Source organism: Streptococcus pseudopneumoniae IS7493, from assembly GCF_000221985.1.
In the GTDB taxonomy this organism is placed as follows: Bacteria; Bacillota; Bacilli; order Lactobacillales; family Streptococcaceae; genus Streptococcus; species Streptococcus pseudopneumoniae.
Window position 1 is genome coordinate 388,104 of the sequence record NC_015875.1, and the last position, 14,430, is coordinate 402,533.

Annotated in this window: 12 protein-coding genes and 3 pseudogenes; 4 read left to right on the plus strand and 11 right to left on the minus strand. The window is 41.1% G+C overall.

The genetic code is table 11. The features are described from left to right. Nucleotides 1-127: 127 nt before the first annotated feature. The 11 genes and pseudogenes from cbpJ to SPPN_RS14390 all read right to left on the minus strand — a co-directional run. The gene (gene cbpJ / locus SPPN_RS02225) at nucleotides 128-1,120 is read right to left on the minus strand and encodes a choline-binding protein CbpJ (protein WP_000771146.1); all 993 of its coding nucleotides are present in this window, start codon (nucleotides 1,118-1,120) and stop codon (nucleotides 128-130) included. 17 nt (nucleotides 1,121-1,137) lie between these two features. Further along, nucleotides 1,138-2,466: a trypsin-like peptidase domain-containing protein gene (locus tag SPPN_RS02230; protein WP_000750730.1), complete on the minus strand. Its 1,329-nt coding sequence runs from the start codon at nucleotides 2,464-2,466 to the stop codon at nucleotides 1,138-1,140. A 141-nt stretch (nucleotides 2,467-2,607) separates the two neighbouring features. After that, nucleotides 2,608-3,270, minus strand: a pseudogene (locus tag SPPN_RS11685) (DNA alkylation repair protein). After that, a complete protein-coding gene (locus tag SPPN_RS02245) occupies nucleotides 3,271-3,903 on the minus strand; it encodes a response regulator transcription factor (RefSeq protein WP_000698415.1) in 633 nt (210 codons plus the stop codon). A gap of 13 nt (nucleotides 3,904-3,916) precedes the next feature. Then, nucleotides 3,917-4,912 (minus strand): envelope stress sensor histidine kinase LiaS, encoded by a 996-nt coding sequence (locus SPPN_RS02250; RefSeq protein ID WP_000743691.1) that lies wholly within the window; start codon nucleotides 4,910-4,912, stop codon nucleotides 3,917-3,919. Then, on the minus strand, nucleotides 4,909-5,607 hold the full coding sequence (gene liaF / locus SPPN_RS02255) for a cell wall-active antibiotics response protein LiaF (RefSeq protein WP_001224643.1): 699 nt from the start codon (nucleotides 5,605-5,607) through the stop codon (nucleotides 4,909-4,911). The genes SPPN_RS02250 and liaF overlap by 4 nt, the downstream gene beginning before the upstream one ends. A gap of 76 nt (nucleotides 5,608-5,683) precedes the next feature. Then, nucleotides 5,684-6,694, minus strand: coding sequence for a type 2 isopentenyl-diphosphate Delta-isomerase (gene fni, locus SPPN_RS02260; protein ID WP_000210663.1), 1,011 nt, complete (start codon nucleotides 6,692-6,694; stop codon nucleotides 5,684-5,686). Next, nucleotides 6,678-7,685 carry a phosphomevalonate kinase gene (locus SPPN_RS02265; protein WP_000562398.1) on the minus strand — a complete coding sequence of 336 codons (1,008 nt, stop codon included), beginning with the start codon at nucleotides 7,683-7,685 and terminating at the stop codon, nucleotides 6,678-6,680. The genes fni and SPPN_RS02265 overlap by 17 nt, the downstream gene beginning before the upstream one ends. After that, nucleotides 7,672-8,625 (minus strand): diphosphomevalonate decarboxylase, encoded by a 954-nt coding sequence (mvaD, locus tag SPPN_RS02270; RefSeq protein ID WP_000373448.1) that lies wholly within the window; start codon nucleotides 8,623-8,625, stop codon nucleotides 7,672-7,674. Before mvaD ends, SPPN_RS02265 begins: the two co-directional genes overlap by 14 nt. Beyond that, entirely contained in the window at nucleotides 8,607-9,485 is an 879-nt protein-coding gene (mvk, locus tag SPPN_RS02275; protein ID WP_000163312.1) for a mevalonate kinase, read from the minus strand. Before mvk ends, mvaD begins: the two co-directional genes overlap by 19 nt. Nucleotides 9,486-9,769: 284 nt before the next feature. Next, nucleotides 9,770-9,889 (minus strand): annotated as a pseudogene (locus tag SPPN_RS14390) (transposase); the annotation flags it as partial. A 78-nt stretch (nucleotides 9,890-9,967) separates the two neighbouring features. On the opposite strand from SPPN_RS14390, the pseudogene SPPN_RS11700 reads away from it, so the two are divergent. The 4 genes and pseudogenes from SPPN_RS11700 to pbp2x all read left to right on the plus strand — a co-directional run bounded on the left by SPPN_RS11700 (nucleotide 9,968) and on the right by pbp2x (nucleotide 14,430). Then, nucleotides 9,968-10,844, plus strand: a pseudogene (locus SPPN_RS11700) (IS30 family transposase). Nucleotides 10,845-10,894: 50 nt separating this feature from the next. Further along, the gene (rsmH, locus tag SPPN_RS02285) at nucleotides 10,895-11,845 is read left to right on the plus strand and encodes a 16S rRNA (cytosine(1402)-N(4))-methyltransferase RsmH (RefSeq protein WP_000159402.1); all 951 of its coding nucleotides are present in this window, start codon (nucleotides 10,895-10,897) and stop codon (nucleotides 11,843-11,845) included. Between the two features lie 11 nt (nucleotides 11,846-11,856). Further along, the gene (ftsL, locus tag SPPN_RS02290) at nucleotides 11,857-12,174 is read left to right on the plus strand and encodes a cell division protein FtsL (RefSeq protein WP_000840840.1); all 318 of its coding nucleotides are present in this window, start codon (nucleotides 11,857-11,859) and stop codon (nucleotides 12,172-12,174) included. A 3-nt stretch (nucleotides 12,175-12,177) separates the two neighbouring features. Then, nucleotides 12,178-14,430, plus strand: a complete 2,253-nt coding sequence (pbp2x, locus tag SPPN_RS02295) for a penicillin-binding protein PBP2X (protein WP_000872308.1) — start codon at nucleotides 12,178-12,180, stop codon at nucleotides 14,428-14,430.

Genomic DNA, 14,430 nt, shown 5'->3' on the forward strand with positions numbered 1-14,430 from the left:
TAGATTTTGTCTGTCTAACTTTTGGGGTGCAGTTCACCTAATATTATGCGTTTTTTCCTATTTTAAAGACTTTTATCCACCTATTATACAAAGTTAAATATCCATCACAGTTTACCATTAGCCTTCATTACTTAACCCATTCGCCATTATAGTTTAAGTAGTAACCACCTACTGTGGTATTAACAGCTAAAGCACCTGAACCATAGGCATAGTACCATTTACCATTGACTTGGAACCAGCCTGTCTTCATATCTCCATTACTTGCATTTAGGTAGTACCAAGTTGAACCATCTTTCACCCAACCAGTTGCCATAGCACCTGATGAACGAAGGTAGTACCAACTGTTACCAACATAAGCCCAACCTGTCTTCATATCACCATTTTGAGCATCTAGATAATACCAAGTTGAACCATCTTTCACCCAACCAGTTGCCATAGCACCTGATGAACGGAGATAGTACCAGTTATTACCTAGATATTGCCATCCTGTTTGCATTGCAGCAGTTGTTGGATCAAGGTAGTACCAAGCTGAACCATCATTTATCCAACCTGCACGTCTTTCACCACCAATATAGTTTTCTCCATTAATTTCTGTTTTAGCTAGATAATACCAGTTAGACTGATCATAAAGCCAACCTGTCTCTAAAGAATGATTCTGATTAAAGTAATAGTTCGTGTAATAACGCTTCTCTTCTTTATCTTCTGAATCTTCACGTTTTTCCCCGTACTCTTTTCCAACACTGTCTTTTGTTTTAATCTCTAATGCTTTCCAGCCAACAAATTCTTGTAGTACCCCATCTTGTCCAAAATAGTACCACTTGTGTTGAAGGCCGATTTCATTAACTGGTTGGTTATCTAATAAATCATCACGATAACCTGTTCCAGGAATTTCTAAGTATTGCCATCCAACTACCATTTCTCCTTTATCACCAAAATAGTAAGTTTTTCCGTCTATTTTATGCCAATAGATTGCTTTATGAGCATCTTTTACATAATATTTTCTATTATCCTTATCAACAAATTGGCCACCTGTGGTATCCGCAAAAACAGTATTTGTAGCTAGCAAACCAAAGAAAAATGCTGTCAGTCCAACTTGCATAGTTTTTTTCAAAAGTTTCATTTATATGTCCTCCAATATTAAATCCACTCACCAGATGAAGCAAAATTATAAACTTTACCATCGATAGTTTGGCTACCTGTTACCATAGCTCCACTTGAGTTAAGATAATACCAGTTTCCTCCTACTTTTATCCAACCTGTTTTCATGTCTCCATTAGTAGGATCTAGATAGTACCATGTTGAACCATCTTTATACCAACCAGTCTTCATATCACCATTTTTATTATCTAAGTAATACCATCTGCCTCGTACATTTTTCCAACCTGTTGCCATTGAACCAGAGGTTCCCAAATAATACCATTTTCCATTTACTTTTTGCCAATCTGTAAGCATCTTACCAGAAGCATCTAGATAGTACCAAGTATCATCTATTTTCTGCCAACCCGTTTGTTTATCATGTTGTTTATAATAGTACCAACTGCCACTTAATTTTTTCCATCCTTCAAGAGAATATCCTTTAAGTACTGAATAAATAAATGATAAATTCTGTTCATTTAATTTTACTGCGCTATTAACTTGGTTAGCTTCATCTCCCAAAGTATGTACTCCGACTACACGGTGACTAGCATCATAAACAGCAGATCCACTTGATCCCCCCAAAGTATCAACTTGATAATTCAAAAAAGTACCATCATCACTTAAAACTTGTTTTTTATCTGTATACATTTGATGAATTCCAAAATCATATGATGGATATCCTGTAATCGTCACTGGTGTTCCAGCCAAATTTTTCTGACTATTTGGAAGCCCCAGTGTTCCCAATTTTGCGCCAACAGGCTCTTCTAGAATTAATAGAGCCAAGTCATATTTCGATGCATCTCTAGAATTTAAAGTTCTAAATTCTTTCAAATAACGAACTTCCTTAACCTTGATCTTTCCAAATGGTTCCTGATCTGGACTAGCTGCTGGAAGTACATAAATAGCATCCGCTTCTTTTCCATATTTATGACTGTAGAAGTTATGAGCTGCTGTAATTAAAACATTATCTTTAATAAAATTCGCGCTTCCTCTTCCTTCTATATTCGTTCCATTGGCTACACCATTGTACTCAGACAAAACCATAGCTGAAGTTGAATACGGATATTGTAGAGTATTATCAATTTTAACCAAATCATCATTACCGATAATTACTTCTGATTGATTTTGGTAATATGAACCATATGTTGGCGAAATCTCAGGAAGTGAAAAATTATTAGTTTCTGGACTTTCCTGTAATGTTTCACTCACCTCATATTCTTCACCTGTACTAGAAATAACAGTCAAAGCAGATACTGTCGACAACTGGCTAGCCAATAAAGTACTCGCAATAATTGAAATACCCAATTTTTTATAAAACGTTTTCTTCATTATTTTTATCCTCCTAATGTGATTATAGCATACTATTCTAAATTTCTCAATCTACTATAGAATCAAGAAATCTATCACCTTCTGTAAATACCCTCCATTATCACATAAACAGGTAAACTTTTCAATTAATGACTGCGCTTTTCAATCACGATAGAGGTACTTGCTTGCTTCTTTGATACTAAGTTCAGCCATTCTTTCCTTGTTTTTCTCAATAAAGCATGTTACCCAAGTTGGATTCGTTTTGGAGTAGTCTCGCAGAGTCCAGCCAATGGCTTTATTGGTAAAAAATTCTGTTTGGTTCAAGTTATGAAGGAGAATCTTTTCCATTAATTGAGTATTGGTCTTCTCTTTTCTTAATAACTGGTGGTCAATAGCGACGCGTCTCAACCAGATATTGTCTGACAGGCTCCATTGGAGGGTTATTTTTTCCAGTTCCTGCTTCTCATACACCAAACTCCCTACTACTCGATCTAGGATATCCACCGTATCCCACCAAGACTTGGTAACAACCAACTGCTCTAGCTTAGGCAAATCGCTGTCCTTTAAATAAGACTGCATTGCTTTCAAATAGTTAGCAGCCACATACTGGTATTCTCTAGATTCTTTTTCCCAGCAAGTATCTGCAAAATCCCAATCGATAATCTTTGTTTTTTCGCTTCTGGAAAATATTTTTATAGAGTTTATTTCTTTCAGGCACCGCAATACCTAGAAAAGAAAATTGATGGCGCATATGGGCTTCCATGGGTCTTGCTTTTTAGAGTCTTTTGCTGCTTCTAGCTCCTCAAGTAAATCTGCTAAACTCATCTAAAACTCCTCATGCCCCACCAAGTGGTGCTGAAAGGCATAGACCGCTGCCTGGGTGCGATCGCTGACCTCAAGTTTGGCAAGGATATTGGACACATGGGTCTTGACCGTCTTAAGAGAGATAAAAAGTTCATCAGCGATGCGCTGATTTTCGTAACCCTTGGCAATCAGTTGGAGAACATCTCGCTCACGCGCAGTTAGGTCCTCATGAAGTTCCATGTGATTTCGGTGATATTCGACCTTCTTGCTGACCTCTTGCTCAATGGCCAGCTCCCCAGCAGCCACCTTACGGACGGCATGGAGTAGTTCGTCGGCACTAGAAGTCTTGAGCATATAGCCCCTAGCACCAGCATTTAAGACAGGCATGATTTTTTCATTGTCCAAGTACGAAGTTACAATCAAAATCTTGGCTTCAGGCCATTCTTTAAGGATAGCCAAGGTCGCGTCAATTCCATTCATCTCAGGCATGACAATATCCATGACAATAACATCTGGACGCAATTCCAATGCCAAGTCAATACCTTGAGACCCATTTGCAGCCTCGCCCACAACTTCTACATCGTCTTGGAGGTCAAAGTAGCTTTTCAAGCCCAATCGGACCATTTCATGGTCATCTACCAGTAAAATTTTCATCTTTACTCCTTTATCATTCCTTATCGAGCAGGGGAATACGAATATCAACTGCCAGTCCTTGCTTGGGAGCTGTCAATAACTGAACCGTCCCTGCCATATCTTCAACCCGCTCCTTGATATTGCGTAGTCCATAACTCAGGTCGTCTAAACTCCCTAACTGGAAACCAATCCCATTGTCCACCACCTTCAGCTGCAATTCAACATCTGTCTGATAGAGATAGACATCCAGACAAGATGCCTGGGCATGGCGAAGGGTATTGCTGATCAACTCTTGCAGAATACGGAAGATATGCTCCTCGATTTTTTTAGGCAATTTCGTCACATTTTGCTTGAAACTAACCTTGAGATCACTCTTATCCTCAAGCTCTTTTAAAAGGATTTGAATTCCTTCAACCAGACTCTTCTGCTCCAGCTCAACTGGTCGCAAATGCAAGAGCAAGACCCGTAAATCCTTCTGGGCAGTTTCTACAATAGCTGTGACACTCTGCAACTGGATCTGCATCTTTTCTCTATCCAATTTCAAAGCCTGTTGACTGACACCTGACAAAATCATGTGAGCCGCAAACAACTCCTGACTGACGGTATCGTGCAAATCCCGAGCAATTCGCTTCCGTTCTTTCTCGATGATTTCCTCTTCCTGAGCAAGGCTGTGATTTTCAGCCTTTTGAAGAGCTTCTGTCAAAAGGTTAAGTTTACCTGACAAGGACTTGAAACTGACATCCAAATCTGGATCTGCAACTTGAACCACTTCTTGCCCTGCCAATAAACGCTTGAGATTAGCCTGCATTTTTCTTAGAGAAAGCTCTTCAATACCTCGCCAAAATAGGGCTAAGAGACAGGTCATGGACATGCTGAACACCAACAACAAAAAGACAAATTTTTCTGTTTTTTCGACATCATGCAAGAAAATAGACCAGTCAAAATCAAGGATTTCCATCAAGCTGTGGGAGAAAAACAAGACAAATAAGATGGAGGTGAGAACAATGATTACATAGGCTTGTTTTTTCATCCTCTGACCACCTCCACATCCCCAATCATAGTAGTCAAGAAAATCTTGACACTCTTGTTACTCTTGAGATAGTCTCTTGTTTCTTGATGATAGTGTTCATTGCGAAGGGCTCGCTTGGGCTGATTGAAAAAATTCAAATCCCCATAGAGACAGTTAACGCTAAGGCTGACTTCCACATCTACAGGTACAATGATTTTGGTCGTTCCTACCATCTTTCTGAGGATAATGACATTGTCATGATTGGTTAGAATCACCCTCTCCAGATGAATGGTGTCCTTGCCCATGAGACGAAAGAGATTGATATCATCAAACTGGCAAGTTTGATAACTTGAAAAATGATGGAGATTGCCAAACCAACGATTTTTCTCCTTCTTAACCGTCACAACCTCTTCAAAAACCAAATTTGTCTGCTCTTTTTCCTGGTTCATCATCGGGTAAAGAAGAAAGAGACTATAGATGACCGCAACAAAAATAGCTAGAATCACAAAAGGATTGAGCATGACGATGAAAAAGAAGAGAATGCTTGCCACCACTAAAAGAAGATTATTGCCCTCTTTACCAGTGTAATAGCGAATCAAAAGCAAAAAGAGGAATAAAATCAGCAGAAAACGTGAAAAATGCTCTGAAACCATCAAAATCAGAGCTCCCGTCAAAAGACAGGCTTCGATAAATAAAAAGATTTTAAATTTTCTCATAGGTTGATCCTCTCCTTTCTATTTTATCACACTTCAAAAAAGTCACCTCAGTCTGAGGATGGAAAAAAGGCGGTGGTCACGCCTTTTTCATCTGATCCTTTGCTTCTTTTAATTTTCCATAAAGAAGATAGTCTACTTTTTGCAAATCTGCTATGGTGGCACAATTAAGAGCACACATAATCAAACGCAGATCGTCTTTCCAGCCTTGAACAATACCAATCACTTCTTCAACTGAATAGGTTTCAACCAATTCCAGAACTGTTCGTGACAGTCCTACAGCTTTGGCACCAAAGACCAAACACTTAATCATATCCAGCGGATTCCGAACGCCTCCACTAACCAAGAGTTCGACCTTGTCTTTCCATTCTTGGGCGTTGAGTAGGGCCTGCACGGTAGACTGTCCCCATTGATTGAGGTAATCACGCTGGCCACTGCGACGGTTTTCGATATAGGCAAAGCTGGTGCCACCACGACCTGATAAATCCACTGTACGAACACCCAGTTCATAGGCTCTCTCGATGGTCTTGGCATCCATTCCAAAGCCCACTTCCTTGAGAACAATAGGAACAGGAATTTGCTGGCTATAGTCTGCCAGATGCGATTGCCAGCTTCTGAACTTCCTTTCTCCCTCAGGCATAAGCAATTCCTGCATGACATTGACATGCACTTGCAGGAGAAGAGGATGCATCTCTTCTACAGTCTGAAGGCCTAACTCGACAGGCTTGTCCAATCCAATATTGGTTCCAAGGAGGAGATTGGGATGACTAGACTTGACAGAAAAAGAGTCATCTGCTGGATCTTTGAGTGCTGCGCTATAAGAACCCGTTACAAATAAAATACCACAGGCTTCTGCCACTTGAGCCAACTTTTGATTGATTTCTTTACCTTTTTCACTCCCACCTGTCATGGCATTGATATAAAAAGGAAAATCCCACTTTCGACCAGCAAACTCTGTCGACAGATCGATTTCATCCAGATTGTAAAGAGGCAAGGAAGAATGAAGCAGCTCCACCTCATCAAAGCTATTATAGGAACTTTTCTGCTCAAGGGCATAGCGGATGTGCTCATCCTTACGATTTGTCGTCATGTCCTATCCTTTCTTGGTATAAGAGCTCAATCCCCAGATCGGCCCAACGGTTTTTTAGGGTTTCAGTTGATTGCTCATCAAAACTCAAGGCAATACCACAATCACCACCACCAGCGCCACTGCTTTTGGCAACGGCTTGCAAATCTTGACTGGCTTCTTTCAGCTGTCTAAGCGAAGGCGTATAAATATCTGCGCTCAAGCCTTCTAAGAGATTGCTGGCTGTTTCCACCTGCTCAATAACTTTTTCGGATTTCCCCTGCTCCAAGGCTTCTACCAGAGAAGCCACTGTTTCTTTTGAGGAACTTAAAAAATTCTGATTGATATTTTGCTTGATTTGTTGAACCATATCACTAGATACAGCCACTTCCTTGGTCCATCCCACTAGGAAATCACATTCTAAAGTTGGTTTCACTTGTGAAATTGAAAAGTCCCAATCACGCTCTAAAACAGTCGCCAAATTTTCTTCTTTCAACCAAGCTGCTACCTGCTGGCGATCAAATGACTGGTAAAGAACCAAATCCTCTGCCACAATACAGGCAAGGTCCCCCATAGACCCATTGTCTCCGCGCTTGAGCAAGACAGCGCTAGCCAGCTTGAACAAGAGCTCCTGATCAACCGAAAGCTTATACAGAGCTAGCAGAGCCTTGATGACCAAAACAACGACGCTACCGCTAGAACCTAGACCAAACTTTTTCCCTTCCCGTTCCATTTTTCCTCGAATTTCTAGAGAAAAATGTCTTAAAGTTTGACCTCGATAAGTCAGGAAATCTTCCACTAAAGCAATCGTTTCTTGAATCAAGCTGTAGTCAGAATTTGGCGCCAAATCTACTGCGAAATCAAACAGATCTGAATAAATACGGTAGCTGTCAGAAAAAGCAATATCGCCCTTCATATAGATGGGAATGGCCTTTATCAAGGCCAACTGTCCGGGCTCTAAAATAGCATATTCACCTGCCCAATAGAGCTTTCCACAAGTTTTAACAGCAATCATCTTGACTCAAATCCTTTGTTTTTGACACAATCAAGCGGTAACGTTGACCGAAGATTTTTGATAAATGCTCCAAGTCTTTCTCTTGACAAAGAACTTTGACATTAGGACCGGCATCCATAGTAAAGTAGCAGGCCTCTCCTTGCTCGCGAAGTTGACGAACAAAGTCCATCGCTTCATAAGATGAATCGGTCAGATAAGAAAAGGCTGGTGATGCTGTTTTTGTCGTAGCGTGCATAGCAAGAGCATTTTTCTCCGTTAATTCTCCAATCTTGGCAAAGTCATTTTCCTTGAGATAAATCAGCATATCCTGATAGTCCTTCTCAGACTGACGAACCCAGTCGTCAAAAGTCGTCGAAGTCTCCACACAAAGTTTCATCCCGTCACGGCTAGAGATTGGTTTTTTCTTGTCCTCTAGCACCAACATGATCATAGCTAGTTTCAAGTTTGTCTCTACAGGGTAAATTCCCCCACTATCCTTGTCCCAGGCACCTAGTGGTCCATAAAAACTCCGAGAAGAAGAACCTGAGGCAAACTTAGCCTCCTGTGCCAACTGACTCCGAGACAAACCAAGCTGGAAATAAGCATTACAAGCCTTGACCAGGGCGGACAAACCACTAGAACTTGAGGACAGGCCCGCTGCCGTAGGCATATTATTTTGAGTATCGATACGGACAAAGCCCTCACCAGCTGGACGATAACGGTCAATAATCTTACTCATCTTGGCATGCTCGACCTCATTTTGTAGCTGAGCATTGATGTAAAATTCGTCAGCTGTTACATTGGCTGGTAAAGGCGACAAGGTCGTCTCTGTATACATATTTTCCAAAGTTAGAGAAATACTGCTAGTAGCAGGCACTATCTCTTTTTCTTTTTTCTTTCCCCAATATTTGATAATAGCAATATTTGCGTAGGAACGTACTGTTACAGGCTCTCTATCCATGTCTGAACAGCTCCTTTCTCTTCTAATCTTTCTGCTAATTCTTGTGCGTGTGTCAAATTATCTGCCAAGGCTATAATACAGCCTCCTAGCCCACCACCGCTCATCTTGGCACCCAGAGCACCATGGCTAAGAGCCGTTTCAACCAGATGGTCTGCCTCAGGGCTACTGACCCCAATTTCTTTTAAATGTAAATGCGCTTGACTGAGGATTTGTCCCAGTTCTTCAGCATCTTTTTGTGAAATCGCATCCTCTGCCTGCTGGGTCAATTCTCCCAAGGCATGCAAAAATGGTAGGGCATCCTTGCCCTTATTTTGAACCACTTGGATGGCTTCACGAGTATGACCATAAACACCCGTATCGGCAATCACCAAATAGGCGGATAAATCCATCTCAAGTTCTGTAAATCCTACGTTCTTGATAAAGCGAATAGGTTGGTCGCTGAGACAGGTCTTAGCATCCAAACCACTAGGATTCATATGGGCAATCATTTCAGCTCGATTGACCAAGATTTCTAGTACATCATGAGGCAGATCGGCCTGATAGTAGTCAAATACCGCACGAATGGCCGCTATGCTGATAGCCGCTGACGAACCCATCCCCCGTTTCTCAGGGATAGCCGAGTCAATCTCACAACGAATGCAGGCTTCTGTGATATCCAAATACTCCAGTGAGGCATAAACCGCCATGGACAAGGTATCCTCCTCATAAAGGCGCCAAGGACTCTCTGCAGGAACTACCTTACAGGTCACCTCCACCTCCAAAAGAGGCAGGGAAATGGCAGGATAACCGTAAACGACCGCATGTTCCCCTATTAAAATTATCTTACTATGTGCCTGACCGACACCAACTTTTTTTGTCATTTTTTCCTTTTACTAGACGAAAAACGTCTTATTTTTCATACAAGTATTAATTCTTTCCTATCTATTTTATTATATTTTCACAAAAAAAGCGATTGTTTCCATTCACAATCGCTTCTTTCATTATTGAACCCATTCGCCATTATAGTTGACAGAATAGCCATTTACAGTCGTATTCACTGCCAAGGCACCTGAGCTATAAGCGCGTAGTACCATCTGCCATTGACCTGGAACCAACCTGTCGTCATAGAACGACGAAAGAAACTCCATACCGTTAAGTAAAGAGGAAAGTCGTGAGGGAGCATGCGCCATTGACAACCTGTTTTAGTGACGTACAAAGTCTCATTAACAAGTACTCGTTTCGGCCATTTATAGGTGCGGTGTTTGGAGAAATAGGGTTCAATCAATGAAAGCTCTTCTAGGCATAAGAAAACACCTCTGTGTTATACTTGTTGTTCAATCACAAACACAAGAAAGGCACAGAGATGCAAAACCATTATACTACAAAAGCCAAACATTTGACAATCGATAGCCGTCGCTTAATCGAACGATGAAAAAAGGAAGGGAGATCAAATAGAGAAATCGCCTCTTTACTTGGAAAAGCTCCTCAAACCATTCACAATGAAGTCAAGCGTGGGACAGTCCGACAATGTCTTGGAAAAGGGCGCTTTAAAGAGGTTTATTCTGCCGACTATGCTCAACAGTCTTATGAAAATAATCGCAAGCGCTCGGTCAAGAAATCAAGATTGACCAAGGAACTAAAGGAAAAGATTCTCCACTATCATAACCAAAAATTTTCGCCTGAAAGGAAAAGCGCTTAAGAAACAAGCTAGCACCAATTTTAAACCCCCTGGTCAATCTATCGAACAGCGTCCTGAATCTATCAATCTGCGATTGGAGAATGGGCATTATGAGATTGATACGGTTCTGCTTACAAGGGTGAAAAATTATTGTTTACTGGTCTTAACTGATCGAAGGACTAGGCATCAAATTATCCGATTGATTCCAAATAAAAGTGCTGAGGCGGTCAATCAGGCTTTAAAACTCATCTTAAAACAACATCAAATTCTTTCCATCACGGCAGATAATGGTACAGAATTTAACCGCTTGTCTGATGTATTTTCTGAGGAACATATCTATTATGCGCACCCCTACGCCTCTTGGGAAAGGGGAACTAATGAGAATCACAACAGGCTCATTCGGAGATGGTTACCTAAGGGAACTAAGAAAACGACTCCCAAAGAAGTCGCATTCATCTAAAATTGGATTAATAACTATCCTAAAAAATGCTTGAACTACAAATCACCCAGAGAAGACTTCTTCATGGCTAACTTGAACTTGAAATTTGGCCTCCTTGTCTGATTTGTCTGACTAGTGCAAGCTGGTCGGATTTGTGGTAAAATAGATAAGATATGACAAAAGAATTTCATCATGTAACGGTCTTACTCCACGAAACGATTGATATGCTTGACGTAAAGCCCGACGGTATCTACGTTGATGCGACTTTGGGTGGAGCAGGCCATAGCGAGTATTTATTAAGTAAATTAAGTGAAAAAGGCCATCTCTATGCCTTTGACCAGGACCAGAATGCCATTGACAATGCGCAAAAACGCTTGGCACCTTACATTGAGAAGGGAATGGTGACCTTTATCAAGGATAACTTCCGTCATTTACAGGCACGTTTGCGCGAAGCTGGTGTTCAGGAAATTGATGGAATTTGTTATGACTTGGGAGTGTCTAGTCCTCAATTGGACCAGCGTGAGCGTGGTTTTTCTTATAAAAAGGATGCGCCACTGGACATGCGGATGAATCAGGATGCTAGCCTGACAGCCTATGAAGTGGTGAACCACTATGACTATCATGACTTGGTTCGTATTTTCTTCAAGTATGGAGAGGACAAATTCTCTAAACAGATTGCGCGTAAGATTGAACAAGCACGTGAAGTTAAGCCAATCGAGACTACGACTGAATTGGCAGAAATTATCAAGTCGGCCAAACCTGCCAAGGAGCTCAAGAAGAAGGGCCATCCTGCCAAGCAGATTTTCCAGGCTATTCGAATTGAAGTCAATGATGAACTGGGAGCGGCAGATGAGTCCATTCAGCAGGCTATGGAGATGTTGGCTCTAGATGGTAGAATCTCAGTGATTACCTTCCATTCGCTAGAAGACCGCTTGACCAAGCAATTGTTCAAGGAAGCTTCAACAGTGGAAGTTCCCAAAGGTTTGCCTTTCATCCCAGATGATCTCAAACCTAAGATGGAATTGGTGTCCCGTAAGCCAATCTTGCCAAGTGCAGAAGAATTAGAAGCCAATAACCGCTCGCACTCAGCCAAGTTGCGCGTGGCCAGAAAAATTCACAAGTAAGAGGAAAAAAGATGGCAGAAAGAATGGAAAAAACAGGTCAAATACTACAGATGCAACTTAAACGGTTTTCGCGTGTGGAAAAAGCTTTTTACTTTTCCATTGCTGTAACCACTCTTATTGTAGCCATTAGTATTATTTTTATGCAGACCAAGCTCTTGCAAGTGCAGAATGATTTGACAAAAATCAATGCGCAGATAGAGGAAAAGAAGACCGAATTGGACGATGCCAAGCAAGAGGTCAATGAACTATTACGTGCAGAACGTTTGAAAGAAATTGCCAATTCACACGATTTGCAATTAAACAATGAAAATATTCGAATAGCGGAGTAAGATATGAAGTGGACAAAAAGAGTAATCCGTTATGCGACGAAAAATCGGAAATCGCCGGCTGAAAACAGACGCAGAGTTGGAAAAAGTCTGAGTTTATTATCTGTCTTTGTTTTTGCCGTTTTTTTAGTCAATTTTGCAGTCATTATTGGGACGGGCACTCGCTTTGGAACAGATTTAGCGAAGGAAGCTAAGAAGGTTCATCAAACCACCCGTACAGTTCCTGCCAAACGTGGGACTATTTATGACCGAAATGGAGTCCCGATTGCTGAGGATGCGACATCTTATAATGTCTATGCGGTCATTGATGAGAACTATAAGTCAGCAACGGGTAAGATTCTCTACGTAGAAAAAACACAATTTAACAAGGTGGCAGAGGTCTTTCATAAGTATCTGGACATGGAAGAATCCTATGTAAGAGAGCAACTCTCGCAACCTAATCTCAAGCAAGTTTCCTTTGGTTCGAAGGGCAATGGGATTACCTATGCCAATATGATGGCTATCAAAAAAGAGTTGGAAACTGCAGAGGTCAAGGGGATTGATTTTACAACCAGTCCCAATCGTAGTTACCCAAACGGACAATTTGCTTCTAGTTTTATCGGACTAGCTCAGCTCCATGAAAATGAAGATGGCAGCAAGAGCTTGCTGGGAACCTCTGGGATGGAGAGTTCCTTGAACAGTATTCTTGCAGGGAAAGATGGTATTATTACCTATGAAAAGGATCGTCTGGGTAATATTGTACCTGGAACAGAACAAGTTTCCCAACAGACGGTAGATGGCAAGGATGTTTATACGACTATTTCCAGCACCCTCCAGTCCTTTATGGAAACTCAGATGGATGCCTTTCTAGAAAAAGTAAAAGGTAAGTATATGACCGCGACCTTGGTCAGTGCAAAGACCGGTGAAATCCTCGCTACCACCCAACGACCTACCTTTAATGCAGATACTAAAGAAGGAATCACTGAGGACTTTGTTTGGCGTGATATTCTTTATCAAAGTAACTATGAACCAGGATCAGCCATGAAGGTTATGACGTTAGCTTCTTCTATTGATAATAATACCTTCCCAAGTGGAGAATACTTCAATAGCAGTGAATTCAAAATAGCGGATGCGACGACTCGAGATTGGGATGTTAATGAGGGTTTGACTACTGGTGGGATGATGACTTTCTTACAAGGTTTCGCTCACTCCAGTAATGTTGGAATGAGTCTACTTGAACAAAAAATGGGAGATGCTACTTGGTTGGATTATCTAAAACGCTTTAAATTTGGGGTTCCAACTCGCTTTGGCTTGACAGATGAATACGCTGGTCAACTTCCAGCTGATAATATTGTTAGTATTGCTCAAAGCTCATTTGGGCAAGGAATTTCAGTGACACAAACACAAATGCTTCGTGCCTTTACAGCTATTGCTAATGATGGAGTTATGCTGGAGCCAAAATTTATAAGTGCTATTTATGATACTAACAATCAGTCTGTACGTAAGTCACAAAAAGAAATAGTAGGAAATCCTGTTTCCAAAGAGGCAGCAAGCACAACTCGAAATCACATGATCTTAGTTGGGACGGACCCTCTATATGGAACTATGTATAATCACTACACAGGAAAGCCAATTATAACAGTTCCTGGACAAAATGTAGCAGTTAAATCCGGTACGGCTCAAATCGCTGATGAGAAAAATGGAGGATACTTGGTTGGTTCTACCAATTATATTTTCTCAGCTGTGACTATGAATCCTGCTGAAAATCCTGATTTTATCTTGTATGTAACGGTTCAACAGCCTGAGCATTATTCAGGTATCCAGTTGGGAGAATTTGCCACCCCAATCTTGGAGCGGGCTTCAGCTATGAAAGAATCTCTCAATCTTCAATCTCCAGCCAAAAATTTAGATAAAGTTACGACAGAATCTTCTTATGCAATGCCTAGCATCAAGGATATTTCACCTGGTGAGTTGGCGGAAGCCTTACGCCGAAATATTGTGCAACCAATCGTTGTAGGTACTGGAACAAAGATTAAAGAGACTTCTGTAGAAGAAGGGACCAATCTTGCACCAAACCAACAAGTTCTCCTTTTATCGGATAAGGTAGAAGAAATTCCAGACATGTATGGCTGGAAAAAAGAGACTGCCGAGACCTTTGCTAAATGGTTGGATATTGAACTGGAATTTGAAGGTTCAGGTTCCGTTGTTCAGAAGCAGGATGTTCGGACTAATACAGCTATCAAAAACATTAAAAAAATTAAATTAACTTTAGGAGACTAA